Source organism: Aeromonas sp. 95A, from assembly GCF_051919235.1.
GTDB classification, from domain to species: Bacteria; Pseudomonadota; Gammaproteobacteria; order Enterobacterales; family Aeromonadaceae; genus Aeromonas; species Aeromonas veronii.
In genome coordinates, this window is the sequence record NZ_JBQBFC010000001.1 from 4,138,744 (window position 1) to 4,165,156 (window position 26,413).

The following is a 26,413-nucleotide window of genomic DNA, read 5'->3' on the forward strand; positions in this document are numbered from 1 at the left end:
ATTTGTGAGTGCCATGTTCAACCGGATTTGGCTACATCCCGGACTTTTTGCTCGACTTGATAGGCAATGGCTTGAATTTGCGAGAGTTCAAGGGTTCCAACGCGAAACTGATGCAGTAACTTTGGCAATGCAGAAGGGTTTACCACATAGGGTGATATTGCTTTTTGCCGCAAATCCACAAACCAGCCAGGTAGAACCAATATGCCCCCAACGGGAATATCGTTGCCTGTGGCGCTATTGAGCCAGTTACGAACCGAGGTGACGTTGCGGCGAACCTGCTCCAATGGTTCTGTTTCCGTATGATTGGGAAAATGGAGAGCATCATTTTCAACCCGAACTTTGAACTGCTTTGCACCATCGTTGATGGGCTTGGATCTGCCTTTGGTTTCTATGACGAATACCCCATTGGGGCAGATGATCAGGTGATCTATGTTGAAGTTATCAAAGGGAATATCGTGGTAGACCCGATAGGGGTGCTGAGGGGGACGCACAATGTGATCCAGTTCTTGAGCAACGGCAAGCTCGCATGAATACCCCAGTTTGAGATGCTGCAGCCGTTTTGCTGTCTTGTATGTTTTGGCTGTGCCGTAAGTGAAGATCCCAAGCATCATCATCCCAATGAAAAGCAACACTGGAGAGGTAATGGCCGTATTCTGCGTGTAGTGCTGCAGCAAGATGTAGAACCCTATCATCACCATGACCAATGGAGTGAAGATGATTTGGGAAAAGAGATCTATCTCCAGATCCTGTATCTGTTGCTTAAGCGTATGGCCTGCTGGCCTTAGAAGGTCTGCGGTTAAGGGACTGACGTTGTGTGAACGCAGTTTTTTCCTTATCAACAAGATGATCCCTACTGATAAGAACATTGGCACCAATAACAAGCTGGTGGTCGCCAGAGTAGATACAACAAGCGAAGAGAATTCCATTTCGATCGTCTTTGTTGAAGTGTGACGCTGTAGCGTAGCGGTCCTGTAAGAGTCTATCAATATGATTTTGCGTTAGTTAATTGTTTATAAAGCTAAAAGTTAGACGCTAAATCCTCTGTCATTGCGCCATGTTATGAATGCGCGATCATCCGAATGGGATTCGCTAATCGAGCTGCCGAAACCCCATCCCTCCTTGGCCCCACTCTTGCTAAGTCTTATCCCATTGATGGCCGTGGCCGCCATAAAACTCCTGCCCTGATCCGCCCCGAACGGGGTGGATCACGGGGGAGGGCGGCCCGGCAGAGACCTTCTGATGGGAGCCGTGACAGTGCAAGACACCACCAATACCTTGCCCCCGCAGCGCTGGCTGCAACTGGAGTTAAAGACCATCGACAGCCAGGTTGGCCGCTGGCAGAGCCGCCGTTTCGAGATTGCGGCGCTCCACCCCGCCGAGCCTGAGGCCGCCGGTGCCTTGCCCCTTACCCTGTTTCGCGATGAGCGGGGGGATTATCGCTTCAATTTGAGCTCCGGCTCGCCCCGCCTCTTTGTGACCGGAAGCCGCGTGGACAATGGCTTTGTGGCCGATGGTCTGACCCTGAGCCAGACCGTGGCCGCCGCCTATATGGATGGCGAGCGGCAGGTGCTCTCCTGCCCGCTGCCCGAGGCGCTGCAAGCCTGGGTGGAGGCCTTTATCGGCCGTCACGGCGAGCTGCTGGAGGCCCGCCGCAAGGGCAAGAAGGGCAAGGGGCGGGCGCAGGATCAGCTGGGTGTCGATAGCCAGGATCAAGCCAGCTGTGGCGCCGTTAAAGCCACCGGCCCCGATGGCCGCGAGCGTGGCTGTGACAGCGGAAATCGCGCCCATGAGTGAGTTCCTTAAGCGCTGGTCGTCTCGCAAGAGTGAGGCGCGCAAGCATCAGGCATTGCAGCCACGGGAAGAGGTTATCCCCGAGGCAGTTGCCGCCCCTATCGAAGGCAGTGGCGAAGGTGAAACACCAGATACATCGCTGGATAGCCCAGTAGTCAGCACTGACAAGGGGAGCTGTGAATCCCTTGCCGTTGAGGGGACCGAGAGTGGCGAACCGCAGCTAACAACAGCCCAGCCGGGCAAGGCCAAGCTCCCCGACAAGGAGACGCTGCGGGCCATGTTTCGCAGCCACAAACCGGATGGGCTCGACGACTACACCCAGGATTTCAGCCAGCCCGAATTGCTGCCTGCGGCCCTGACCGCTGGCCTGCGCAACTGGCTGGTGGATCAGGTAACCGCCCCGGAGAGCGAATCGGCCAATCCGGCCATCGGATCTGCTGAACCGGTGGCGGTTGTCAGCGAACCAGCCGCCGACGAGCTGGCTGATAACTATTCTCAAACCCACACCGACGATCGGGACATTTTGGTTTCCTGTGATGGACAAAATGTCCCAACCAAAGGCGGGGGAATGGAACCCTCAGGATCCTGACTCCCTGTCAGTCACTTTTTTTCCGGGGGAGTTGGCTCGCCTCTTGCTCTCTCGGCTTACCAACAAGCGCCCATCCCATGAGGTGGCGCGCGCAGGAGTGTATGTGAGCACTGAACAAACATTGCCAAATCTGAGCCCAAATCTGGCCCACGGGGCGGGGGCGGCCGAGCATAACGCGCGCGCTCGCGCCTATGCCCTGCAGCACACGGTCAAGACCGACAACCTGATCCCGGCCACTGTCTCTTACCAGAGTCAGGGGCGCCTGCTGCTGGTCGGCCCGGAAGATCGCATTCGCCGCGCCGCCAGCCTGCTGCCCGCCGGGGTGAAGCCGACTCTACTGGTGACCGAAGCGGTCCATGACGCCGAGGCAGCAGATCTCGAAGCCATTTTTGATGCCACCGCATCCCTCGCGGCCCTGACCCTGCGCGAACCGGGCCTGACAGGGTATCTGGGGCAGTTCCAGCTCACCGGCCTCAATGGACATGGTGAGCGGGTTAATCTGGCTGGGCTTTGCTTCCCACAACAAGGCTTTCCACAACAAGCGGCTGCTGTCAGTGAACAGCCACGCTTCGATCTGGTGGCCGATCTGGGCCGCGCCCCGCTCTTTGCGCTGGAGCGCCCGCCGGTCGGTTATCTGCATCTCTCCGATGATCAAGGGCTGGCCGAACGGCTCGCCGAGCTCTGTGCGCTGACCGGTATCTTCGACAAGCCGCGCTATTTTCGCCTCGACCCCGAGGCCTGCGCCTTCACCGCCCGCGGCGTGCCGGGTTGCAGCCGCTGTCTCGATGTCTGCCCGACCGATGCCCTCAAGCCCATCAATGGTCGCATCCAGATCGATCCCCATCTCTGTCAGGGCTTTGGCAGCTGTGCCTCTGCCTGTCCGACTGGGGCGATTGCCTATCACCAGCCCGATGCCAACACCAGCGGCGACTATCTGCTGCGCTTGCTCAAGCATTATCGGGAGGCGGGTGGCGATGCGCCCCAGTTGCTGATCGCCGGTGAAAACGAGCGCGAATGGGTGGAAGCCGAACTTAGCCGTTTGCCTGCCAACTGGCTGCCGGTCTGGGTGGAGGAGAGCGCGAGTTTAGGCATCGAGAGCTGGTTCGCCGCACTCGCCTATGGCGCCAGCGCGGTGCGCATTGCGCTGGGTGACGATGCCCCCGAGAGCGTCCGTGCGCTGGTTGAGCGGGAACTGGCGAGCGCCACAGTGCTCTTGGCGGGCGCCGGTCTCTCTGCCGATCGCATCGCCCTGTTTAACCCGGATGCTGGTGAGCCTGTTTCCGGCCAGCCCACCGTTGCCCTGCTGGAGAAGCCGCTCAAAGGGGACAAACGGGAGAACCTGTTTGCCGCCTTCGATGTCCTCTGGCAGGCCAACGAAGGGAGCCGCGAGCCGCTGGCAGTGCCTCATGGCGCTCCATACGGCAGCGTGGAACTCAAAGAGTCTGACTGCACCCTCTGCATGGGCTGCGTGGCGGTCTGCCCAAGCCGCGCCCTGCATGCGGTGGGTCATGCGCCGGGTCTCAACTTTATCGAGCAGGATTGCATCCAGTGCGGCATGTGCGAAAAGGCGTGCCCCGAGCAGGCCATCGTGCTCACGCCCCGTCTGCAACCCGTGCCCGAGGCGCGCCGCGCCGTCCAGAGCCTCAAAGCCGAAGAGGCTGCCTGCTGCATTCGCTGCTCCAAGCCGTTCGCGCCCGCCTCGATGATCCGCCGCATCCAGCAAAAACTGGCCGGTCACTCCCACTTCCAGAACGAGGCCGCCCAGCGGCTGCTGATGTGCGAGGAGTGCCGGGTCAAGGATGTGTTTGCCGCGCTGGCGGCGGATCCCGTCTCCCAGCTCAAGGTGTGAGGGGCCAGTGATGAATGAACAACATAACGAAAAGGCTGGCGAACTGACCATGACCGAACTGGAACAGAGCAGCGCCGATCTCTACGCCCTGCTGGCAAGCCTCTGGCGCGCCGCCCCCCGTGGCGAACAGCTCGCCTGGCTGCAAGGGTTGCAGCCGATTCCCGGCCCCTTTGCCAGAGGGCTGGGGCTGGTGCAGCTGGCGGCCAGCAGCCACCACGAAAACGAGCTTGCCGAGGAGTATCAGGATCTCTTTATCGGGCTGGGGCGCGGGGAGATTGTGCCGTTTGCCTCCTGGTATCTCACCGGCTCTTTGATGGAGCTGCCGCTGGCGGTACTGCGCGCAGATCTGCAGTCGCTCGGTTTCGAGCGCCAGAGCGGAGTGTGCGAGCCGGAAGATCATCTCGCCGCCCTCTGTGAGGTGATGGCGGTACTGATTGGCGAGCAGCACCCGGATCGCAACCGCTTCTATGAGCGCCACCTTGCCCCCTGGGTACTCGCCTGCTGCCGCGATCAGCAACAGGCGAAAGGGGGCAGCTTCTACCGGGCGGTCGGCGCCCTTGCCGAAGATTTCTTCAAGCTGGAAAACGAATTGCGCCTGCCGTTTGGCGCCTGCGTGGTGACGGGCTGAATGCCCTTATCCACCCATAACAAAACGAACAGACGAGATATCCCATTGGACGCGAAGCTGGCGCACAGGCGCCAGCAAGAACAACAACAGAGGTCACAAGAATGAGCGATGAAAAGCTGAAAGACCCGTCCCGCCGCAATCTGATCAAGGGAGTTGGCGTGGTCGCCACCATAGGCGTGCTGGCCGGTGCTGCCGGTCGGGTGGTGAGCAAAGAGGCGCTGACCCACGATACCAAGCCTGATCAGGGCTATCGGGAGACCCCCCATGTTCACGACTTTTATCGCACCCTGCGTGGCACTGACTGAGCCGGATCAGTGAAGGAGAATTCATGAAACTGACAAAACGTGCCGAGCAGCCCCAAGTGGGCGAGCAGGGCAATGAGGCAACTCGCGGTCAGGGGCTGACCCGTCGCGCCTTTATGGTCAACTCCGGTCTGGTGGCCGGTGGCGCAGTGGCCGCCGGTTGGCTGGCGCCAGCCATGATGCAGCGGGCCGAAGCCAAAACTGTGGCGGCCGGGGTGCCGGTCGAAGTGAAGCGCACCATCTGCTCCCACTGCTCGGTGGGCTGCGGCGTCTATGCCGAGGTGCAGAACGGCGTCTGGACCGGTCAGGAGCCGGCATTCGATCACCCCTTCAACCTCGGCGGTCACTGCGCCAAGGGGGCGGCTCTGCGCGAGCACGGTCACGGCGAGCGTCGCCTCAAGTACCCGATGAAGCTGGTGGGCGGCAAGTGGCAGCGCATCAGTTGGGATCAGGCTATCGAAGAGGTGGGCAACGAGGTGCTGCGCCTGCGCAAGGAGTCCGGCCCGGACAGCGTCTACTGGCTCGGCTCCGCCAAGCACTCCAACGAGCAGGCCTACCTGTTTCGCAAGATGGCCTCCCTGTGGGGCACCAACAACGTGGATCACCAGGCGCGGATCTGCCACTCCACCACGGTGGCTGGCGTCGCCAACACCTGGGGCTACGGCGCCATGACCAACAGCCTGAACGACATGCACAACAGCAAGTCGATCATGTTTATCGGCTCCAACCCGGCGGAGGCCCACCCGGTCGCCATGCAGCACATCCTGCTGGCGAAAGAGCGCAACGGCTGCAAGATCCTGGTGGTCGACCCGCGCCGCACCCGCACCGCCGCCAAGGCGGACATGTACCTCTCCCTGCGCCCGGGCACCGACGTCGCTTTTATCTGGGGCATGCTCTGGCACATCTTCAAGAATGGCTGGGAAGATAAAGAGTTTATCCGCACCCGCGTCTATGGCATGGACGAGGTGCAAAAAGAGGTGGCGCGCTGGACCCCGGCGGAAGTGGAGCGGGTAACCGGCCTCAACGAACAGCAGGTCTATGGCGCTGCCAAGCTGCTGGCCGACAACCGCCCCGGCTGCGTGGTCTGGTGCATGGGCGGTACCCAGCACACCACCGGCAACAACAATACCCGTGCCTACTGCATCCTCGAACTGGCCCTCGGCAACGTGGGCAAGAGCGGGGCGGGTACCAACATCTTCCGCGGTCACGACAACGTGCAGGGGGCCACTGACTTTGGCGTCACCTCCGACTCTCTGCCCGGCTACTACGGGCTGGAAGAGGGCTCCTGGAAGCACTGGGCCCGGGTGTGGGATGTCGATTACGAGTGGATCAAGGCCCGCTTCGACAACAAGGCCTACAACGGCAAGCTGCCGATGAACAACAATGGCATTCCGGTCTCCCGCTGGGTGGACGGTGTGCTGGAGAACGCCGATCTCATCGAGCAGGGCTCCAACATCCGCGCCATGTTCTACTGGGGCCATGCGGTCAACTCCCAGACCCGCGGCCCGGAAATGAAGAAGGCGATGCAAAAGCTCGACATGATGGTGATTGTCGACCCGTACCCCACCGTCGCCTCGGTGATGAACGATCGCACCGACGGCGTCTACCTGCTGCCGGCCACCACCCAGTTCGAGACCTATGGTTCCGTCACCGCCACCAACCGCTCCATGCAGTGGCGCGATAAGGTGATTGAGCCTCTGTTCGAATCCAAGGTCGATCACGAGATCATGTATCTGCTGAGCAAGAAGCTTGGCTTTGCCGACCAGCTGTTCAAGCACATCAAGGTGGAGAACAACCAGCCGCTCTTGGAAGACATCACCCGCGAGTACAACCGCGGCATGTGGAGCGTGGGCTACACCGGCCAGAGCCCGGAGCGGCTCAAGGCGCACCAGCAGAACTGGCACACCTTCCACAAGACCAACCTCAAGGCCGAAGGCGGCCCGGTCAGCGGCGAAGTGTATGGTCTGCCCTGGCCCTGCTGGGGCACCCCTGAGATGAAGCATCCCGGCAGCCACATCCTCTACGACACCAGCATTCCGGTATCGGAAGGGGGCGGCGGTTTCCGCGCACGTTTCGGCATCGAGTATCAGGGCGTCTCGCTGCTCGCCGAAGACTCTTGGCCGAAAGGGAGTGAGGTGGAAGACGGTTATCCCGAGATCACTGCCGACCTGATGAAACAGCTTGGCTGGTGGGATGAGCTGACCGAGGCCGAGAAGAAAGAGGCCGAGGGCAAGAACTGGAAGACTGACCTCTCCGGCGGTATCCAGCGGGTCGCCATCAAGCACGGCTTCGTCCCTTACGGCAACGCCAAGGCGCGCTGCGTGGTGTGGACCTTCCCGGATCAGGTGCCCAAGCACCGCGAGCCGCTCTACACCCCGCGCCGCGACTTGCTGGCCGACTACGCCACCTGGCCTGATTCGAAGAGCCTATGGCGCCTGCCGACCCAGTACGCCTCGGTGCAGGAGAAGGATGTCAGCAAGGAGTTCCCCATCATCCTCACCTCCGGCCGTCTGGTCGAATACGAGGGGGGCGGCGACGAGACCCGCTCCAACCCCTGGCTGGCTGAATTGCAGCAGGAGATGTTCGTCGAGATGAACCCGGCGGATGCCAATGACGTCGGCGTGCGCGACGGTCAGGATGTGTGGGTCGAGGGGCCGGAAGGGGGCCGGGTCAAGGTGAAGGCACTGGTGACCCCGCGGGTCAAACCGGGGCTCGCCTTTATGCCGTTCCACTTCGGCGGCCACTTCGAGGGCAAGGATCTGCGATCCAAATATCCGGAAGGGTCTGATCCCTATGTGCTGGGGGAGTCGGTCAACATAGTCACCACCTATGGCTATGACCCGGTCACCCAGATGCAGGAGACCAAGGTCACCCTGTGCCGTTTTCGCAAAGTAGGAGCCTGATCCCATGGCCAGAATGAAATTCATGTGTGACACCAAGCGCTGCATCGAGTGCAACGGCTGTGTGACGGCGTGCAAGAACGAGAACGACGATGCCCTCGAGTGGGGCATCCAGCGCCGCCGGGTGGTGACCCTCAACGACGGCCTGCCGGGTGAGACTTCCATCTCGGTCGCCTGCATGCACTGCACCGATGCCCCCTGCATGGCGGTCTGCCCGGCCGACTGCTTCTATCACACCGACGACGGCATCGTGCTGCACAACAAGGATCTCTGCATCGGTTGCGGCTACTGCCTGTTTGCCTGCCCGTTCGGGGCTCCCCAGTTCCCGAAGACCGCCGCCTTTGGCGATCGGGGCAAGATGGACAAGTGCACCTTCTGTGCCGGCGGCCCGGAAGAGGATCACAGCGAGGCGGAGCGCCAGAAGTACGGTGCCAACCGCATCGCCGAGGGCAAGCTGCCGATGTGTGCCGAGCTCTGCTCCACCAAGGCACTGCTGGCAGGGGATGCGCAGGTTATCTCCGATATCTTCCGCGAGCGGGTTGCCTATCGCGGTGCCAAGGATGCGGCTTGGGGTAATGGCGATGAGCTGTTTCATGATGCCAGCAAGCTGAACAAGCAGGGAGGGTCGGCATGAAAACCTGGCTAATGGCCCTGTTTGCTGCCCTGCTGCTGGTGAGTACCGCAAGTTTCGCCGATGCCGAGAAAGAGGCGGTCGGCTTTGCCGGCGCCGACTACTGGCGGGCAGTGAAGGATGGGCAGGAGGGGTATACCACCTCCCGCTCACCGGAGCACGGGGTGCTGATCTCGGTGCCGGGCCAGCTCTGGTTTGAGGTGAAGACCAAGTGGGTGTCGCCGCTCGGCGCCATCGCCATTTTCGGGTCGCTCGCCATGTGTGGCCTGATGTATCTGGTGGTGGGGCAGACCAAGCTCTCCAAACCGCGCACCGGGCGCAAGCTCAAGCGCTGGAGTCGGCTGGATCGGGCGCTGCACTGGACTACGGCGGCCATGTTCCTGACCCTTTCCGGGTCGGGGCTGGCCATCATCTACGGCAAGTACTTCATTAAGCCGGTGGTGAGCCTCGGGGTGTGGGAGAACTGGATCTGGTTTGCCAAGGTGTTCCACAACTACGTGGGGCCGCTCTTCTTCCTCTGCCTGATGGGGGTGCTCATCAAGTGGTTCCGCCACAACATCGTCAACATGGTGGATGTGCAGTGGTTCATGAAGTTTGGCGGCATGCTCGGCAAGCACAAGGGGAGTCACCCCTCGGCGGGCTTCTCCAACGGTGGCGAGAAGGCGATCTTCTGGTTGCTGATCTGGTTTGGCGGCATTGTGGTGGCGACCGGGCTGTTCCTCGACTTCCCCATCTTCGGCCAGCTGCGCCGCCAGATGGAGTGGGCCAGCTTCATCCATATCGTAGGCGCCTTGATCCTTATCTGCGGCTTTATCTTCCATATCTACATGGGTCTGTTCCAGCTGGAAGGGGCGCTGGAGGGGATGGTGACCGGCGAGGTGGACGAGACCTGGGCCAAGGAGCACCACGACCTCTGGTATGAAGAGGTGAAGCACACCCTCGATGAGCCCAAGGCGGGCAAATCAAGCTGATGGTCGACAAAGAGTAAAGAGAAGGGGCGCTGCGGCGCCCCTTTTGATGGCGGGTCGATGGTGATGGCAAATTGATTGAGCGATGCCGCAAACGGCGATGGTTTTTTGGGCCACCTTGAGCAACAGTAACAGGGGTTCCATTCACACAAGGGATGACAAATGATGAGAAAAGCATGGCTGGCAGCGGTATGTGCATCTGCGCTCTTCGGTGGTATTGCGGGCGTGGCGCAGGCGGCTGACGGGATCAAGACCCAGCAGGTGCAGTTCAAGAAGGGGGAGTCAGGGGCGACTATCAACGGCACCATTCAGGGTAGCCAGACCCTCGATTACAAGCTGACGGCCAACAAGGGCCAGAGCATGGTGGTGATCCTGACCGGCAAGCCCTACTTCAATATTCTGCCGCCGGGCAGCAAGGGGGAGGCGATGTTTATCGGTTCTACCGAAGGGAACAACTTTGAGGCGACCCTGCCCGCCAAGGGCACTTATACCATTCGGGTCTACCAGATGGGGGCGGCCGAGAGCAGCAAGGCCAAGACGCCGTTCAAGCTGGAGGTGGGCATCAGCGGCTAAAGCCAGCAGCTGACAAGCATCACAGAGGTGGCGGCCACAAAGGGCAGCCACCGTTGTTTTATCCTTTCTGTTTTTGCCTCGCCAAGGTTAATAGTCCCCCCGGGAAAGCAGTTCGAAGTAGCGCTTATAACGTCCGCTGGCGATGGCCTGCTGCAACTGCTGATTGAACTGAACCCGCAGTTTGGCTGAATCCGGCATCTTGCGCGGGAACATCACGAAGCTGTCGTTGCGCAGAAAAGGGGTCTGACTGTGGGTGATGAGTGCTGCGCTGGCGGGGTCGAGCTGGCTCTGCAACTCGGCCAGACCGACTCGCAGCTCTTGCGGATAGAGGTCGATCCGCCCGCGCAGCAGCTTGCCGAAATTCTGCTTCACGTCGGTGACTTTTTGTTGGGTTACCTTGCCATCGGCCACCATCTTGTCCAGCTCGGGCCCGTAGCTGTAGGCGATATCGCCCCCGAGGCGCATGCCGACGATTTGCTCAAGGCGCTCGGCCTGCAGCTGCCGTGATTTGAGGGAGAAGAAGACAAACTGCTCCTGCAGCACCGCTTCGCTGAACAGAAAATCCTGCTCCCGCTCCGGTTTGTGCATCCAGACGGCGGTGGCGTCGTAGAGCTGGCTGTTGGCCGCCAGCGAATAGACCCGACCCCAGGGGGCGAAGTGGAACTTCACCTCATAGCCCGCCTCCTTGAACAGATCGCTGATGAGGTGGGCCACTGGCCCGTGCTGTTTTGACTGCTCGGAGACGAAAGGGGGCCATTCACCCACGATGATGTTGAGTACCCGGCCCGGTGCGGCGAGAGCCGACTGGCAGGTCAGAAACAGCCACAGAGCAAGCAGCGGGATCAGGCGCATGGCAGGAAGAAGGGGACGCAGGCTGGCAGAGGCGAGGGCATCAGGTCACTCCCGGCTGTGATGCGGTGAAAGGGGCTGGGTTGCCCGCAATGCTAACATGAGTCTCATTCCTTGCCGTGGATATTTGTCTCGCCGGGGTCGCCGGGCGCCTATTTTGGCCGCAGGGTATGCCCAAGCTCACAAAACCGATCGAGTAAACGTCATATGATTGATTTCATTATGAGTCTTGCTCTCCTGCCGAACGGCAATTTCACGTAAATCAAAGAGAATGACTATGGCTACCGGACAATATCTGCTGTGGAAAGATGCACAGGGACAGGATTTTCGCCCCGTTGCACTGACCGGCACTGATCTGCTTAACAATCGATACCTCAACAAGGGCACGGCCTTCACCGAACAGGAGCGGGCCGATTTTGATCTCGATGGTTTGCTGCCGCCTCAGGTACAAACTTTTGAAGCCCAGCTCGAGCGAGTGTATGAGGGGTTCAAGAGCGCTTGCAGCGATATCGAGAAGTACCAGAACCTGCGTGCCCTGCAGGATCGCAACGAGACTCTCTTCTATGCCCTGTTGTCACGCCATGTGGAGGAGATGACTCCCTACATCTATACCCCGACCGTGGGCAAGGCGTGCCAGGAGTTCAGCCACCGCTTCCAGAAGCCGCGCGGCCTCTACATCACCCCGGACAACGTGGATGACATGGGCAGTCAGGCCCGTCACTTCGATGCCAAATCGATCCGCATCATAGTTGTCACCGACAGCCAGGGCATTCTGGGGATCGGCGACCAGGGTGTAGGTGGTATGGGGATCCCCATCGGCAAGCTGGCGCTCTATACCCTGGGTGCCGGTATTCACCCCGCCTGCTGCATGCCCATCGCGCTGGATGTGGGCACCGACAATCAGAAACTGCTCGATGATCCCATGTATCTGGGCCGCCCGCACAAGCGCATTCGCGGCAAGGAGTATGAGGAGTTCATCGACAAGTTCGTGCAGGGGGTCAAGCGCCACTTCCCCAATGCTGTGCTGCAGTGGGAAGACTTCAGCAAATCCAATGCCTTCAACAATCTGGCCCGCTATCAGCAGGCGCTGCCGTCATTCAACGATGATATTCAGGGCACCGGTGCCGTGGTGCTGGCCGGTATCATAGGCGCGGTCAAGGTCAAGGGGGAGACCCTGGGTCAGCAGAACTATCTGGTCTATGGCGCTGGCGCCGGCGGGGTTGGCGTCGCGGATCAGATCTGCGCAGGGATGATCCGCGAGGGGATGGATCCGCAGGCGGCCCGCGATCGCATCTACATTCTGGATACCCAGGGGCTGGTGTGCGACAACCGGGACGGGCTCGACGAGTACAAGCGCCGCTATGCCAAGCCAGGGTTGCTGCTGGCGGGTTGGGATACCGAGGTGCCCGGCAAGGCCAATCTGGCCGATGTGCTGCGTCATGTGCCCATTACCGTGTTGCTGGGTACCAGCGGCTCGGGCGGTGCCTTCCAGGAAGAGCATATCCAGCTGATGCTGCAGCATTGCGAGCGCCCCATGGTGTTCCCGCTCTCCAACCCCACCGCCAACTGTGAAGCGCTGCCGGAAGATATCTACCGCTGGAGCAAGGGCAAAGCCATCGTTGCAACCGGTAGTCCGTTCAAGGATGTGAGCTACGAGGGGCAGGAGTTCCGGGTCGGGCAGGGCAACAACGTCTTTATCTTCCCCGGGGTAGGTCTGGCGGCCATCGTTAGCCAGATCCGCGAGATCACACCCGATGTCTTCACTACCGCCGCCTTTGCGCTGGCCGAGTGCGTGAGTGAGGTGGACCTGGCGAAAGGAGCCGTGTATCCCCGCATTCGCGAGCTGCGCAGCATCTCGGTGCATGTGGCGACCGCCGTGCTCAAGGATATCGTGCGCCGGGATCCCTCCCACCCGCTGATCGGTCAGGATCTGCAGCAGCATATCCTCAACCACATGTGGGAGCCGGTTTACCTGCCCTATCGTCGGGTATAGGTTACTCACTGGTTTAACTAACATATTGATAACAAAGGGGGATGGTATGGCCATCCCCTTTTTTACCGCAGTGTTCCGTCTTGAATATGGTTTACACCTTTTCCCCACATAAATGGAGAACCCGATGGGACAAGGTGTGAAACGGACACAACGCGATTACTCGCTGGCGCAGGTCGAGCAGATTGAAAAAGGTGAGCTGACTTGTCAGCAGGCACAAGCTAGATATGGCATTCAGGGCAACCCGACCATTCTTGTATGGTTGCGTAAACATGGTCGGCAGGACTGGATCCATATGGATTCTCTGTGTGCGCCTGCAGGAGTATCATCATGTCTAACCCCGCCCGAACAACGTATTAAAAAGCTCGAGCAGCGGCTGGCGCTGATGAGCCAAGAGGCCCAGCTCTTTGAGGCTGTCGTTGGTGCGTTGAAGAGCGACTTGGTGCCGCCCAAGCAGGCGTATTACAAGACCTCCCACAGTTTTCACCGCTTCGACCGTCATCCCAAATTGCTCAAGGCGGGGCAAGAGCAGGTCACGCCGGTGGCACTGGAGCAAGTGTGGATCGCCGACATTACTTATCTGCAAGCTAGAACCTGACCCTGGTGACGGGTGTTTATTTCACGCAAGATAGTGAGCCACCTTGTGCTGCCCAAAGGGATACACGCCGAGTCGGTGCCCATTATGTCTAAAGAAGCACTGAAGCAACGGCGTGGCGGCGAGTAGCTCATCCAACACTCAGACTGCGGAGTGCAGTAATTGCTCGAGTATCAGTCATTGCATTAATGGTACGGGGTGAGATGTTCGATGACGGATGGGCATGACAGTTACCAGAATGCGCTGGCAGATCGGGTGAACGGGATATTGAAAGGAGAGTTGCTGTTGCAAAGCTAGCAGAACCTGGCGCAAGCGGGGCGATGATGCGTGAGGCGGTGGATATTTACAACGTGTAGCGACCGTATCATGCGTTGAAATATAGAACCCCGATGCGATACATCGGGGATTCTGAGTAGAGAAATGCTAGCCGAAATCAGGACTCGACAACGACAGGATTACTGTTTGACTTGCTGCACGCCGGTGACGCGTACTTCTACGCGGCGATCCGGCGCCAGGCAGGAGATCAGCTGAGCCTTGCCCTTGACGCTGTTGCACTGGGTACCGGTGACCGGATTGGCTTCACCGCGACCTTCGATGGCAACTTTGCCAGCCGGCAGACCTTTGCCAACCAGGAAGTCGGCTACGGTACGGGCACGCGCTTCGGATAGTTTCAGGTTGTAGGCATCAGAACCGATACGGTCGGTGTAACCGACGACCACGGCGCTGCCATCTTTCGGCTGAACATCAACGATCTGCTGATACAGGGTGTTCAGCGCTGCGACACCTTCTGGCTTGAGGGTGGATTTGCCAAAGGCAAACAGCACGTCAGAGCTCAGGGCAAAGTTCTTGTCGACCAGTACCGGCTCGGGAACCGGCTCAGGCGCAGGGGCGGCAACCGGGGCAACATAAGAGGTGCGATTCGGGTGCATCACCAGCTCCAGGGTCGCGACGCTCATGTCGCTCTCCCAGGTTTTCTGCTCGTCACCCAGATTCCACAGATAGCGGTAGCGTGCCTGCAAATCGATAAGGTCGGAGAGCTTGGCAGTCAGACCCAGACCCGCCAGCGGCGCAGTGCCGTTGTCGCTGTTGCCATTGCCGTTGACGTGGTTGAAGTAGGCACCACCTTCAGCAAACACCGAGAAGATGTCGCCCAGCGGCAGGCGGGCGATACCGGAGAGGGTGGCACCCTGGGTTTTGAAATCGGCACCGTCCACGCCCGCTTTACCGGCGTAGAGGTAGCCCAGTTCAGCTGCGTAGTAGTCGTTGAAGTTGTAACCGCCGAACAGGCTCAGCGCAGTGGCATCTTTGTCAGTGTCTTTGCCAAAATCATCCAGACCGTGGGCATAAGCCCAACCTGCACCAACACCGGTGTACCAGTCATCGGCAGCCTGAGCTGTGGTGCCTGCGGCGGCGAGCGCCAGTGCAATCAGGGTAGGAGCCATTTTGAGTTTCATCGGTTTATCCTCGTTGTGTTAGCCCATGTCGGGCAATGCACTTGTTTTTATTGCTGCGAAAAATCGCCAGCAAAGTGGATAGCGAAGGCTTTGGACTCTCATGATGCATTGGCGTCATGGACAACAGACCGGACAAGAAGCGCTTTTTAGTGCTTATCCAATACCTTACAGGCGCAACTACTTTATGCTTTCGAGACGGGGCAGGCAAGGGCAGGGAGGCGGGAGTGAGGGATGCAAGCGAGAACGAGACAAACAGAAAGGGATGCCGCAGCATCCCTTTTTTTCGCACTATCTGAACGAGGTCAGATTATTGCTGAACTTCTTGTACGCCAGATACGCGAACTTCTACGCGACGATCCGGAGCCAGGCAGGAGATCAGTTGAGCTTTAGCAGTTACGCCGTTGCACTTGGTGCCGGTAACCGGGTTGGCTTCGCCACGACCTTCGATGGCAACTTTGCTGGCAGCCATACCTTTGCTCACCAGGAAGTTGGCAACGGTACGGGCACGGGCTTCAGACAGCTTCTGGTTGTAAGCGTCGGAACCGATACGGTCGGTGTAACCAACAACAACAGCGTTGCCATCTTTCGGCTGGAACTCAACGATTTGCTGATACAGACCGTTCAGGGCTGCAACGCCTTCCGGCTTCAGGGTGTCTTTGCCGAAGGCAAACAGCACGTCTGAGTTCAGGGCGAAGTTCTTCTCTACAACTTGCGGAGCAGGAGCCGGAGCTTCTTCAACTACCGGAGCAGCTACCGGAGCTACGTAGGAAGTACGGAACGGGTGGTATACCGCTTCCAGGGTAGCAACGCTCTGGTTGGAACGATATTGAACATTGTTATCGGTATGCAGGTTAGAAACATACCACATATAGCGATAGCGAGCTTGCAGATCCAGCGCGTCGTTCACCTTGTAAGTTACACCGGCACCTGCCAGTGGGGAAACTTTAGTGTCGCTTACACCCAGCCCGTCGGTGTGAGCCCAGTAAGCGCCGCCTTCAGTGAACAGTGAAACTTGGTTGTTCATAGGAAAACGAGCGATACCGGAGAGAGTCACGCCTTGATTTTCGTAACGGTTACCATCGGTGTTGCCACGACCTGCATACTGGTAGCCCAGTTCGGTGCCCAAGGTTTCTGTGAAGTTATAACCAACGAAAGCATTTGTGGCAGTTGCATTTTCTTCACCATCTTTAACGCCTTCGACCTTGTTCAGGCCGTTGAAGTGAGTAGCACCGACACCGGCACCGAAGTAGATGTCGTCAGCAGCGTGAGCAGCGGTAGCACCCAGAGCAGCCATGGCGATGGCGATCATGGAAGGAGCCATTTTCATCATAAAAAAATCCTCGTTGAGATCGCACGTTATTCACGTGCTTCACACTTTGTAATTTATGTAAGCTGCAGGCTCCGCCGTACGGCTGGCGTCGAGTCTGGCAGATGACCCGGTATAACCGGGTTGCACACTCTCCTGGTGTGTCGAGTGCGCTGGCATGGCACGCAATGCGTGAGAAACCACTGCCAGGCAACTGATGTCATTCCGATGACGAGGCGCACTCTATGCCGATTTTAAAACATGATCAAGCTCACAAATGAGCCTTGTGGCAAATTGTGTCGTGCTCTTAACTGGCTGTTTATTTTGATTAATTAGTGATCCAGATAGGCCCTGTGCAGTTTCTTCTCCAGCTTCATATAAGCCTGAACCCAGTCGCTATGCGGGCTGGCAGGATTCGCTCTGGCGGCAAAGACCGAGAGGTAATCAGCCTGGGTTGCGCTCTGCAGCAGGGGGGTAAATGTCATCAAGAAATGTCGGGCCAGATAGGGGTCAAGGGGCCAGATGTTGAGGATGGCGCGCGCCACAGGCTGAACCGCAGCTGAACAGATGAAGTGGCGGTGTCCCGCCTCCAGCCAGTCGGCCATCTCGCACATGCCCGATTCGGGCACCAGACCACCATCACCTTGAGTGGTTGCCAGAGCAATCGCCTGACCATTTACCGTGATGAGCTGCTCATTGTTATGCAGGGTGCCATCGTGGCTGCGCAGGGCCAGGTCCGGGCATGCCTGTTCAAGAAACAGGCTGCAGCTCTCCTGCAGGGCGGCCAGCAGCTCGCTGGCGTGGCTGGACATCAAGGCCGGAAGCCAGAATGCTTCGGCACGATATTGTTCACCTTGCAGGCGCTGTTGTGCCAGTTCTTCTGTGCTGGATACGGGGTGCAGGCGAGAGATAATGCCGGGAAACGCCATACTTATTCCTCTTAATGGGTAGCGGGCGGGATTATACGAGTTATTGGGGGAGCGACAATAAAGGTTTCTTTTCGAGACTGTTTACCTGAGGCAACTGAGCGATTACCATCCCCGTTGAAGATAAGGGTTGTCGCCGAAAGGCGCTCATAAGATAGAGGCTCGACCATAACGAGTCCGTACAAAACTGATACACTTGACTACGAGTCGTCGCGAAAAATAAAGACGGAGTAAATCCGTCAAACGGAGTATGGAACATTATGAATTCAAATATCGTCACTGTTGGCAAGAAGATCCGTCAGATCCGCGAAGCGGTCGGTTTGAGCCGTCCGAAGTTTGCTGATTTGCTCGGCGTTCCCCCCACAACCCTGAAAAACTACGAGCTGGGTTATCGTGAAGTAGGTGGCGCCTTCCTGGTCGCTCTTGCTCACCACCCTGACCTGCACAAGTTTACCCTCTGGCTGTTGGCGGACAAAAAAGTTGCAGAGATCGGCCAGATCGGACCGGATGACCTCGCCAAGGGCTGATCATCGATGCGAATAGAAATACCGCCTGCGGGCGGTATTTTTTTGGGCCGCAGATCGATTTTTTATCTAACATGCTTTGAATTATCTATTCAGGCCAACGAGAATAGGCGGCCCCGCAAAATGGGTCCCCTGGTGGTACTGAGCCACCCGAGAACGATTATATTCAGGAAGATATGAGCAATGGGTATGAGCAGTAATGAGTTGGATAAACGCTATGGCTTGATGACAGCCATCGCTATGGTAGTCGGCGTGGTGATCGGCTCCGGCGTCTTCTTCAAGGCCGATGATGTATTGCGTTTGACTGGCGGTAATCTGGCCATTGCGCTGCTGGCATGGGCATTGGGTGCATTTTCAATGATCTTTGGGGCGCTGGTGTTTGCCGAGTTTGCCCAGCGGATAGAAAAGTCCAATGGTATCGTCGATTATGCCGAAGCAGCATACGGCAAAATGTTTGGCTACCTGGTGGGGTGGTTCAAAGGCGTACTCTATTACGCACCTCTCTCTGCCATCCTGGCCTGGGTGGCCGCGCTATACACCATGATCTTGTTTGGCAGCGATAATCCGACCAACTCTGGTGCCACCTGGATGCTGGCGGCTGTCTATATGACGGTCACCTATCTGATCAACTTCTATACCCCGGTCCTGGCGGGCAAGCTGCAAGTTGGGTCTACCCTGATCAAGTTGATCCCGTTGATCCTGGTTGCCATTGTGGGCACCATTTCAGGCTTGCTCAATGGTGTCACCGTGACCAACTTTGTGCAGGCAATGGATGGGATAGGAAGCACCGGAGGTACGCTGGCCACGGCCGTGGTTGCCACCGCCTTCGCTTATGAGGGATGGATTGCCGCTGTGACCATCAACAGCGAAATTCGCGATTCCAAGAAGAATCTGCCCAGAGCACTGGTGATTGGCACCCTGATTGTCTTTGTGGTCTATGTCACCTATTTTCTGGGGATCGCCAGCGTCTTGCCGACGGACGAGATAGTGGCGCAAGGGGATAACGCGGTCAATATCGCAACAAACAGCCTGTTTGGCGGGACTGCTTCGACCATTTTGACCGTGTTCGTGATTATCTCCTGTCTCGGGACCCTCAATGGTCTAGTGCTGGCGACCATGCGTATTCCCTACTCGCTGGCGATCCGCAATCAGGGGCCAGCCCCCAAGTGGATGAGCCGTATTGAACCGCATCACCACATGCCCATCAACTCGGCCCGGGCGGCAGCGTTGTTGTCGGTGATCTACTCAGTGCTGTGGTACTGCAGTATCAACGAGACATTCGGTCGTTACATCGCCCTGGACGAGATGCCGATCGTGCTGATTTATGGCCTCTATCTGTTCCTCTATGTCTGGTACATGCGCACCTTTACCGAGTTGGGCTGGATAAAGCGGTTTGTGATCCCGACCTGCGCCACCCTGGGCGCGCTCATTATTCTGTATGGCGGTATCACCAATCCCAGTCTGGGACTCTATCTGCTGGTCTCTGTGGGGGTGATTCTGCTCGGGTTGCTCTTCTACCGTAAGGAGTGACCGGGTAAGTGAGTTGAAAAAAAAGCGCCGAATGGCGCTTTTTTCATTTTTAAACCACAGCATGTCGACAACTAACTGCCCAGCAACCCGAGGCGGCCCAGTTCATCCTTGAGCTGATCGAGATTGCGCTCGACACAGGCTTCCCCCTCGTTGATGGCATCGCTGGCGCGATGAAAATCCATGATGGAGAAGCTGCCAAGGCGCGGGCAGAGCTGGATCTCCGGCGGGTCACCGGCCATCCGGGCGCGGGTGATGCGCTCCTGCATGATGTTGATGGAGCCACTCATCACGCTCCACAGACCCGGGGTGGCTGGCGCGGATTCACCGCGATTGAGCCACTGGCTGAGCAGGCCGCCGCTGCCGGGTTGATCCGGCTCGTCGGTCCAGGGTTGGTGCATATCGGTGTTGAGGTTGACCGCAATCACCACCTCGGCCCCCATGGCGCGGGCCAGCGAGATGGGCACCGGATTGACCACGGCGCCATCGACCAGCCAGCGGTCGTTGATCCGGGTCGGGGTGAGGATCCCCGGCATGCCGCAGGAGGCGCGTACCGACTGGCGCAGCGGGCCCTGTTGCAGCCAGATTTCGCGGCCGGTATCGAGCTCGGTGGCGATGCAGGCGAAGGGAATGGGCAGATTCTCGAGATCAGGATCCCCCAGATGGCTGGCGGCAAGGCCAAACACCTTTTCGCCGCGAAACAGACCGCCGGAGAGGGCCGGGTCGAGCAGGCTGACCACCTGCAGGCGGGTAAAGCCGCGCACCCAGGTTTCCAGCCGATCCAGTTCACCGGCAGCGTAGGCGGCACCGACAAAGCTGCCGATGGAGCAGCCAGCAATCAAATCCGGTTTGATGCCGAGGCGTTCAAGGGCGCGGATGACGCCGATATGGGCCCATCCTCTGGCGGCGCCGCTCCCGAGAGCGAGCCCTACGCGGGGTTTACGTGGCACGACAGTCCTCCATAAAAGGGGTTGAGGGCTCAGCTTACTCCGAGAGTCAGGAGGCGTCACCCTGCCATCTTTCGCTACGGTTGCGCCCGTTGACCTTTGCCTGATAAAGCGCCACATCGGCGCGGTGTACCGCTTCGTGCAGGGGAAGGTTCTCCTGGTGGGGCAGATAGCCGAGGCTGATGGTGATTTCCAGCCCGGGCTCGATGGCGGCCCAGTCGTGATCCGCCACCGCCTTTCTCAGCCGCTCCGCCAGCTCGCCGATCTGTGCGGCGTCACTGCGGCCAATCAGCAGCAGAAACTCCTCGCCCCCCCAGCGGATCAGGCGATCTGTGGGCCTAATCTGCTGCTGGCAGATCTGCACCAGCCGGATCAGCACGATATCGCCGACGGCATGGCCGAAGTTGTCATTGACCCGTTTGAAGTGATCCGCATCGAACATCAGGATCCCCGCTTGCAGCCGGGCCAGATCGCCCGCCCGCTCCAGCAGCACCAGATAGTGGCGGTTGAAGGCACCGGTGAGGGCGTCGTGGCAGGAGAGGTAATTGAGCCTCTGGTTGAGACGATGGGATCTCAGGTTGGAGAGGGCGGCCAGCAGCAGAAAGAGGATGGCAAGCAGGGTCGGCGCTGACTGGCAGAGCATGGCCCACACCAGCGGCCGCAGGGTGACGTTGTGCGCCAGTCGCAACGGGGTATCTGGAATTGCCATGGTCAGCTGCAATGCCCCTTGCCACCACTGATATTCGCCGGTCGGCTCGGGGTCTTGTGGCACCACGGGCTGGCGTGCGCTGCTGGCCAGCACCTGATGGTACTGATTGAGCAGCAGATACTGACCCAGCGCCGGCGCCAGTTGATTTAGCTGCGATTGCAAGCGTGAGAGCAGGATGTCCATGCTGATCATCCCTACCAGCGAGCCGTCCTTGTAGAGAGGCTGGGACATGGTGACCATGGTGCCCAGTCCGGCAACATCTTCGTAGGGGCGGGAGAGAATGGTGTCCCGGCTGGGGTTGGGTGACATCAGCGCATCCTGCCAGTAGTGCTTGTCATAGATGCTGCGGGCAAAGCGAAACTGGCTGGAGGGGATCCAGGGATAGAGGTAGATAAAGTTGTCCACGCCGGTGAAGTAGGCCCAGGCGATCTCGCTGCCCAGGCGCTGGCTGGCAGTGGACAGCAAGGGAGAGAGGCTCAGGGCCAAATGAAGTTGCGCCTCCCGCGCACTGCCGGGGGGCGGCAGCGGGCCGTCACCGGTGAGGTTGCCCGCCAGTCCGGCCGGTAAATCGCCGGGGAGCTTGTCGAGTGCCAGCCCCTCTGGCAGCGCCTCGATATGGCCATAGAGCTGGCGGGTGAGCACCGACTGGGGGTCGCTGCGCAGTCGCTCTTCGGCCTGACCGCGCATCGCCTCCAGAAATACTTCGGTCTGTTTGAACCGATCCCGCAGGTAGATGGCGCTGTTGAGGGTATCGCTCTGGTAGAGGCGTTCTATCTGTTTCAGGCTTTGCCGCAAGGTCAGACCAATCAGCAGGATGACCACGGCGAACAGGAGCCAGGTCAGGCGTGTGAGAAAGCGGTGGTCAGACATTTTGGGCATAGGCAGTCAGTCGGGTTGCGAAGGAAATTGTCGTTAGTGTATGCGATGTGGCGTGAAAACAAACGGCGCGACCTGAAACAGAGTGAGCTTATCTCGCTCTTGTTACGTTTTGTCACATTTATACATAGTCACGGCATAGTCTGGGGCTAAAATGGCCCCAATCTGGATTTACCCTCTCACTCTTCATGGACTGTTCGATGAAAATGCGTATCTGGCTCGGCTTGGGCCTTCTTCTAATCGTGGTTGCCGGCGTCTGGGCGCTGCGTCACAGCGAACCCGCCGCCAAAGCACCGACCAGACAGGTCAATATCCGCACTCAAACCGTCAAACAGAGTCTGGCCGAGCCGACCCTCAAGCTGGTGGGCAAGCTGGCGGCCAATCGCTCCGTCATCATCAGCCCCGAAGTGACCGGCCGCATCGTCAAGATTGCGGTGCAATCTGGGCAGAGCGTGGCGAAGGGGGAGACCCTGATCGCGCTGGATGCGGGCAAGCAGCTGGCGGAGTTGGCCGAGCAGAGCGCCAGTCTGCGCGACGAGAACCGCAAGCTGAGTGATATGCGCAAGCTGGTGGCCCGTGGCGCCGTGACCCAATCCGAGCTGGAGGGGCAGGAGGCCACCGTGGCCCAGGTGCAGGCACGCCTCGATGCCGCCCGCTACGAGCTCTCCCTGCGTACCCTGCAGGCGCCCTTTGCCGGTACCGTGAGCCTGATTGATCTCAGCGAAGGGGCGTTGGTCAACAGCGGTGACACCCTGCTGCATCTCGATGAACTCGACAAACTGCGCCTCGATCTGGCGGTGCCGGAGCGTTACCTCTCCCTGCTGCGACCGGGCATGGCGGTCACCGCCACCAGTACCGCCTGGCCGGATCAGCAATTCAACGGCACCCTGACCACCCTTGACAGCCGCGTCTCCAACGATACCCAGAACATCAAGGCGCGGGTGATGATCCCCAATGGCAATGGCCAGTTGCGCCCGGGCATGTTGCTCAATGTGGAGCTGGCACTGCCGGCCCAGCAGCTTACCCTGATCCCCGCCCAGTCGGTGGAGTACGCCGGTGAGCAGCGCTTTGTTTATCGTCTCGAGGCCGATGGCCGGGTCAAGCGGGTGCCTGTGGTGCTCGGCGAAACCGAAGGGGAGACCGTCTGGGTCACCGAGGGGCTGAAGGTCGGCGATCGCATCGTGGTCGAGGGGCTGGTCAATCTGCGTGATGGGGTGCAGGTGCGTGATCTGGCCGAGGTGAACGGCTGATGTGGCTCTCCGATATCTCAGTTCGCCGCCCGCTGGTGGCGGTGGTGCTCAGCGCCCTGCTCACCGTGTTTGGTCTGGTCGCCTTCAGCAAATTGACGGTGCGGGAGATGCCCGATGTGCAGATCCCCTCGGTCTCCATCACCACTACCTATGAGGGGGCGGCCCCCTCGGTGATGGAGAGTCAGGTCACCAAGCCCATCGAGGATCAGCTCTCCGGCATCAGCGGCATCAAGAACATCAACTCCATGACCCGCAAGGGGCGCTCGATGATCACCGTCGAGTTCAAGCTCGGCTGGAACATGGTGGAGGGGATCTCCGATGTGCGCGATGCCCTCTCCCGCGCGCGGCCCCGGCTGCCCGATGATGTGGACGAGCCGCTGGTGACCAAGGACAGCGGCAACGGCGATGTGGCGATCTGGCTCAACTTCAGCAGCAGTCAGATGGATCGCACCGCCATGACCGACTACGCCAACCGCGTGCTGGTTGACCCCCTGAGTCTGGTGGACGGGGTGAGCGAAGTGGCGCTCTCCGGCGATCTCACCCAGGTGATGTATGTGCGGCTGCGGCCTGCGGATATGGCCGCCCGTGGCATCACGGTGAGCGATGTGGAAGAGGCCCTCAAGCGGGAGAACATCGAGCTGCCGGGGGGCGAGATCCGCAACAACTCCATGACCATGGCGGTGCAAATCGCCCGGCTTTACCACACAGCGGAAGATTTCCAGCAACTGCAAGTCACCACCGCCGCCAACGGCCAGAGCGTCTATCTGGCCGATATCGCCGACGTTGCGGTGGGGGCCAAGAACGAAGACAGCGCCTATCAGCGCAACGGCAAAGAGAGTCTGGGTATCGGCATCGTCGCCCAGTCCACCGCCAACCCGCTGGCAGTGGCGCAGGGGATCGAGAAGAAACTCGGCGAGATGCAGCGCTTCCTGCCGGAGGGGGCCAAGCTCGAGGTGGATTACGACTCTACCATCTTTATCAAGCAGGCCATCGACGAGGTGTACGAGACCCTGGCCATCTGCGCCGTGCTGGTGGTGGCGGTGCTCTATCTGTTCCTCGGGCAGGGGCGCACCACGCTCATTCCGGCCATTACGGTGCCGGTATCGCTGATCTCTGCCTTTATCGGCGCCTGGTATTTCGGCTTTTCCATCAACCTCATCACCTTGCTGGCCCTTATTCTCGCCATCGGCCTGGTAGTGGATGACGCCATCGTGGTGGTGGAGAACATCCACCACCATCTGCAGCGGGGTGAACCGCCCCTGCTGGCCGCCTGGCACGGCACCCGCGAGGTGGGCTTTGCGGTGATCGCCACCACCGCCGTGCTGGTGATGGTGTTTGTCCCCATCGCCTTTATGGATGGCATGGTGGGGCGGCTCTTTACCGAGTTTGCCATTCTGCTTTCGCTCGCAGTGCTCTGCTCTTCGCTGGTGGCGCTGACCCTGACCCCGGCCATGGGCTCCTGGCTGATGCGCCCGCTGGATAAACCGAACCGACTCACCGCCGGGCTCGATCGCGGGCTGGGCTGGCTGGAGGGGCACTATCGCCACCTGTTGGCGTGGGTGCTGCGTCGCTCCCGCTGGACGCCGCTGGTGCTACTGCTCTGTCTGGGCGGTATCGGCGCCCTCTTTACCCAGCTGCCGACCAGCCTTACTCCGACCGAGGATCGCGGCGTCATCTATGTCTTCGTCAAGGGGGCAGAGGGGACCAGCATCGAGCGGATGAAGCGCAACATGCAGCAGGTGGAGTCCGCCATCATGCCGATGCTGGGCAAAGGGGTGGTGCAGGCCCTGAGCTTCAGCACCCCTGCCTTTGGCCGTGGCGGCGATCAGACCGGTATGGTGATCATCCAGCTCACCGACTGGGCCGAGCGCGACGTCACCGCCACCGAGTTCTCCCGCTCGCTGGGTGCCAAGCTCTCCGGCATTCCCGATGTGATGATCCGCACCTTCCAGCCCGGTTTTCGCGGCGGCTCTACCGCGCCGGTGCAGTTCGTGCTGCAGGGTAACGACTATGCCGAGCTCTACCAGCAAGGATTGGCGCTGCAACAGGCGGCGCAGGGCAGCGGCCTGATGCTGAGCCCGGATCTCGACTATGCCGAGAAAACCCCCGAGCTGCAGGTGACCATCAATCGCGACAGCGCCAGCCAGCTCGGCATTCCGGTCTCCACCGTGGCCAACAGCTTGCAGACCCTGCTGGGCGGGGCGAGCAAGACCACTTATGTGGACAGGGGCGAGGAGTATGACGTCTACCTGCGCGGTAATCAGACCGAGTTCAACGGCATCTCGGATCTCGGCCGCATCTATCTAAAAGCCGCCAACGGCGAGATGGTCAGTCTCTCGACTCTGGCCACCGTCAAGCAGGTGGCGACCGCCAACCGCCTCAACCACTACCAGCGCCAGAAGGCGATCACCCTGACCGCCGATGTGCACCCCGACCACACCCTGGGTGAGGCCCTCGATTTCCTCGATGGCTGGGCCAACGCCAACCTGCCCACCGGCATGACGGTGGATTACGCCGGTGATTCCAAGGATTACCGCGACAATCAGGGGGAGATGGTGCTGGTCTTTGGCCTCGCCCTGCTGGTGGTCTATCTGGTGCTGGTGGCCCAGTTCGAGAGCACCCTGACCCCGGCGGTGGTGATGGTGACTGTGCCACTCGGCATCTTCGGCGGCCTGCTTGGCCTCTGGCTGACGGGGCAGGAGATGAGCATCTACAGCCAGATCGGCATGATCATGCTGATCGGTATGGTGACCAAGAACGGCATCCTCATCGTCGAGTTCATCAACCAGCTGCGCCAGCGCGGCGAAGGGTTCGAGGAGGCGATCATCGCAGGCTCGGTGCGCCGTCTGCGCCCCATCCTGATGACTTCGCTCACCGCCATTATCGGCGCAGTGCCGCTGATGCTCTCCATGGGGGCGGGCTACGAGAGCCGGATGGCGGTGGGGACTGTGGTCTTCTTCGGACTGTCGCTGGCAACCCTGGTCACTCTGCTGGTGGTGCCCGCCATCTACCATCTGATCGCCCGTCACGCTGGCATGACAGGGGCGCGGGATCAGCAGGTAGACGAAGCGCTGGCCGCCAAGGGGGCAGGGGAGTCGCACCCTCCGGCGCCCTGATCAGCACCTTGGCCTGAATCCTGGCCTGAACCCTGACCTGAACCCAAGCGGGGGCCAGTTATCAGCCTCATCATCACAAGGGCGCCTGCGGGCGCCCTTGCTATTGCGGGCGG

21 protein-coding genes and 1 pseudogene are annotated in these 26,413 nt (G+C 59.7%); 15 read left to right on the top strand and 7 right to left on the bottom strand.

The window, feature by feature from the left end:
- Window positions 1-17: 17 nt before the first annotated feature.
- The gene (locus tag ACTG2U_RS18995) at window positions 18-926 is read right to left on the bottom strand and encodes a nuclease-related domain-containing protein (protein WP_139398712.1); all 909 of its coding nucleotides are present in this window, start codon (window positions 924-926) and stop codon (window positions 18-20) included.
- A 313-nt stretch (window positions 927-1,239) separates the two neighbouring features.
- Between ACTG2U_RS18995 and ACTG2U_RS19000 the strand changes: the two genes are divergently transcribed.
- The 9 genes from ACTG2U_RS19000 to ACTG2U_RS19040 all read left to right on the top strand — a co-directional run bounded on the left by ACTG2U_RS19000 (window position 1,240) and on the right by ACTG2U_RS19040 (window position 10,231).
- Window positions 1,240-1,794 (top strand): DUF3305 domain-containing protein, encoded by a 555-nt coding sequence (locus ACTG2U_RS19000; RefSeq protein ID WP_439974931.1) that lies wholly within the window; start codon window positions 1,240-1,242, stop codon window positions 1,792-1,794.
- On the top strand, window positions 1,787-2,380 hold the full coding sequence (locus tag ACTG2U_RS19005) for a DUF3306 domain-containing protein (protein ID WP_439974932.1): 594 nt from the start codon (window positions 1,787-1,789) through the stop codon (window positions 2,378-2,380). The genes ACTG2U_RS19000 and ACTG2U_RS19005 overlap by 8 nt, the downstream gene beginning before the upstream one ends.
- 103 nt (window positions 2,381-2,483) lie before the next feature.
- Entirely contained in the window at window positions 2,484-4,229 is a 1,746-nt protein-coding gene (locus ACTG2U_RS19010; RefSeq protein WP_439974933.1) for a 4Fe-4S binding protein, read from the top strand.
- Window positions 4,230-4,239: 10 nt separating this feature from the next.
- Window positions 4,240-4,857, top strand: coding sequence for a TorD/DmsD family molecular chaperone (locus ACTG2U_RS19015; protein WP_439974934.1), 618 nt, complete (start codon window positions 4,240-4,242; stop codon window positions 4,855-4,857).
- Between the two features lie 101 nt (window positions 4,858-4,958).
- A complete protein-coding gene (locus ACTG2U_RS19020) occupies window positions 4,959-5,162 on the top strand; it encodes a transcriptional initiation protein Tat (protein WP_041208942.1) in 204 nt (67 codons plus the stop codon).
- Between the two features lie 23 nt (window positions 5,163-5,185).
- A complete protein-coding gene (locus ACTG2U_RS19025; protein WP_439974935.1) occupies window positions 5,186-8,062 on the top strand; it encodes a formate dehydrogenase subunit alpha in 2,877 nt (958 codons plus the stop codon).
- A gap of 4 nt (window positions 8,063-8,066) precedes the next feature.
- Window positions 8,067-8,693: a formate dehydrogenase FDH3 subunit beta gene (gene fdh3B, locus ACTG2U_RS19030; protein ID WP_042054477.1), complete on the top strand. Its 627-nt coding sequence runs from the start codon at window positions 8,067-8,069 to the stop codon at window positions 8,691-8,693.
- Window positions 8,690-9,661, top strand: a complete 972-nt coding sequence (locus ACTG2U_RS19035; RefSeq protein ID WP_236767391.1) for a formate dehydrogenase subunit gamma — start codon at window positions 8,690-8,692, stop codon at window positions 9,659-9,661. Before fdh3B ends, ACTG2U_RS19035 begins: the two co-directional genes overlap by 4 nt.
- 159 nt (window positions 9,662-9,820) lie before the next feature.
- Complete coding sequence (locus ACTG2U_RS19040; RefSeq protein ID WP_013723543.1) at window positions 9,821-10,231, top strand: hypothetical protein; 411 nt, start codon at window positions 9,821-9,823, stop codon at window positions 10,229-10,231.
- A gap of 87 nt (window positions 10,232-10,318) precedes the next feature.
- Here ACTG2U_RS19040 and ACTG2U_RS19045 read toward each other — a convergent pair whose 3' ends face one another.
- Entirely contained in the window at window positions 10,319-11,083 is a 765-nt protein-coding gene (locus tag ACTG2U_RS19045) for a substrate-binding periplasmic protein (RefSeq protein WP_439974936.1), read from the bottom strand.
- Window positions 11,084-11,357: 274 nt separating this feature from the next.
- On the opposite strand from ACTG2U_RS19045, the gene ACTG2U_RS19050 reads away from it, so the two are divergent.
- Complete coding sequence (locus tag ACTG2U_RS19050; RefSeq protein WP_064339679.1) at window positions 11,358-13,073, top strand: NAD-dependent malic enzyme; 1,716 nt, start codon at window positions 11,358-11,360, stop codon at window positions 13,071-13,073.
- 124 nt (window positions 13,074-13,197) lie between these two features.
- Window positions 13,198-14,021: pseudogene (locus tag ACTG2U_RS19055) on the top strand (hypothetical protein).
- Between the two features lie 99 nt (window positions 14,022-14,120).
- Here ACTG2U_RS19055 and ompA (ACTG2U_RS19060) read toward each other — a convergent pair.
- From ompA (ACTG2U_RS19060) to ACTG2U_RS19070, 3 genes are all read right to left on the bottom strand, one after another.
- Window positions 14,121-15,119, bottom strand: coding sequence for a porin OmpA (ompA, locus tag ACTG2U_RS19060; protein WP_439974937.1), 999 nt, complete (start codon window positions 15,117-15,119; stop codon window positions 14,121-14,123).
- Window positions 15,120-15,426: 307 nt separating this feature from the next.
- Window positions 15,427-16,449 carry a porin OmpA gene (gene ompA, locus ACTG2U_RS19065; RefSeq protein WP_335813216.1) on the bottom strand — a complete coding sequence of 341 codons (1,023 nt, stop codon included), beginning with the start codon at window positions 16,447-16,449 and terminating at the stop codon, window positions 15,427-15,429.
- 308 nt (window positions 16,450-16,757) lie between these two features.
- Entirely contained in the window at window positions 16,758-17,354 is a 597-nt protein-coding gene (locus ACTG2U_RS19070) for a hypothetical protein (protein ID WP_335813215.1), read from the bottom strand.
- Window positions 17,355-17,611: 257 nt separating this feature from the next.
- Here ACTG2U_RS19070 and ACTG2U_RS19075 point away from each other — a divergent pair, with 257 nt between their 5' ends.
- Both ACTG2U_RS19075 and ACTG2U_RS19080 read left to right on the top strand, forming a co-directional pair.
- Window positions 17,612-17,878, top strand: a complete 267-nt coding sequence (locus tag ACTG2U_RS19075) for a helix-turn-helix domain-containing protein (protein ID WP_005343938.1) — start codon at window positions 17,612-17,614, stop codon at window positions 17,876-17,878.
- Window positions 17,879-18,064: 186 nt separating this feature from the next.
- Complete coding sequence (locus tag ACTG2U_RS19080; protein ID WP_439974938.1) at window positions 18,065-19,405, top strand: APC family permease; 1,341 nt, start codon at window positions 18,065-18,067, stop codon at window positions 19,403-19,405.
- Between the two features lie 71 nt (window positions 19,406-19,476).
- Here the strand turns inward: ACTG2U_RS19080 and ACTG2U_RS19085 are convergent, their stop codons facing one another.
- Both ACTG2U_RS19085 and ACTG2U_RS19090 read right to left on the bottom strand, forming a co-directional pair.
- Window positions 19,477-20,352 (bottom strand): patatin-like phospholipase family protein, encoded by an 876-nt coding sequence (locus ACTG2U_RS19085; RefSeq protein WP_005338362.1) that lies wholly within the window; start codon window positions 20,350-20,352, stop codon window positions 19,477-19,479.
- A 46-nt stretch (window positions 20,353-20,398) separates the two neighbouring features.
- On the bottom strand, window positions 20,399-21,937 hold the full coding sequence (locus ACTG2U_RS19090; protein WP_439974939.1) for a diguanylate cyclase: 1,539 nt from the start codon (window positions 21,935-21,937) through the stop codon (window positions 20,399-20,401).
- 197 nt (window positions 21,938-22,134) lie between these two features.
- On the opposite strand from ACTG2U_RS19090, the gene ACTG2U_RS19095 reads away from it, so the two are divergent.
- Together ACTG2U_RS19095 and ACTG2U_RS19100 are read left to right on the top strand one after the other, a co-directional pair.
- On the top strand, window positions 22,135-23,184 hold the full coding sequence (locus ACTG2U_RS19095; protein ID WP_439974940.1) for an efflux RND transporter periplasmic adaptor subunit: 1,050 nt from the start codon (window positions 22,135-22,137) through the stop codon (window positions 23,182-23,184).
- Window positions 23,184-26,300 carry an efflux RND transporter permease subunit gene (locus ACTG2U_RS19100; protein ID WP_368177129.1) on the top strand — a complete coding sequence of 1,039 codons (3,117 nt, stop codon included), beginning with the start codon at window positions 23,184-23,186 and terminating at the stop codon, window positions 26,298-26,300. The genes ACTG2U_RS19095 and ACTG2U_RS19100 overlap by 1 nt, the downstream gene beginning before the upstream one ends.
- Window positions 26,301-26,413: the final 113 nt, after the last annotated feature.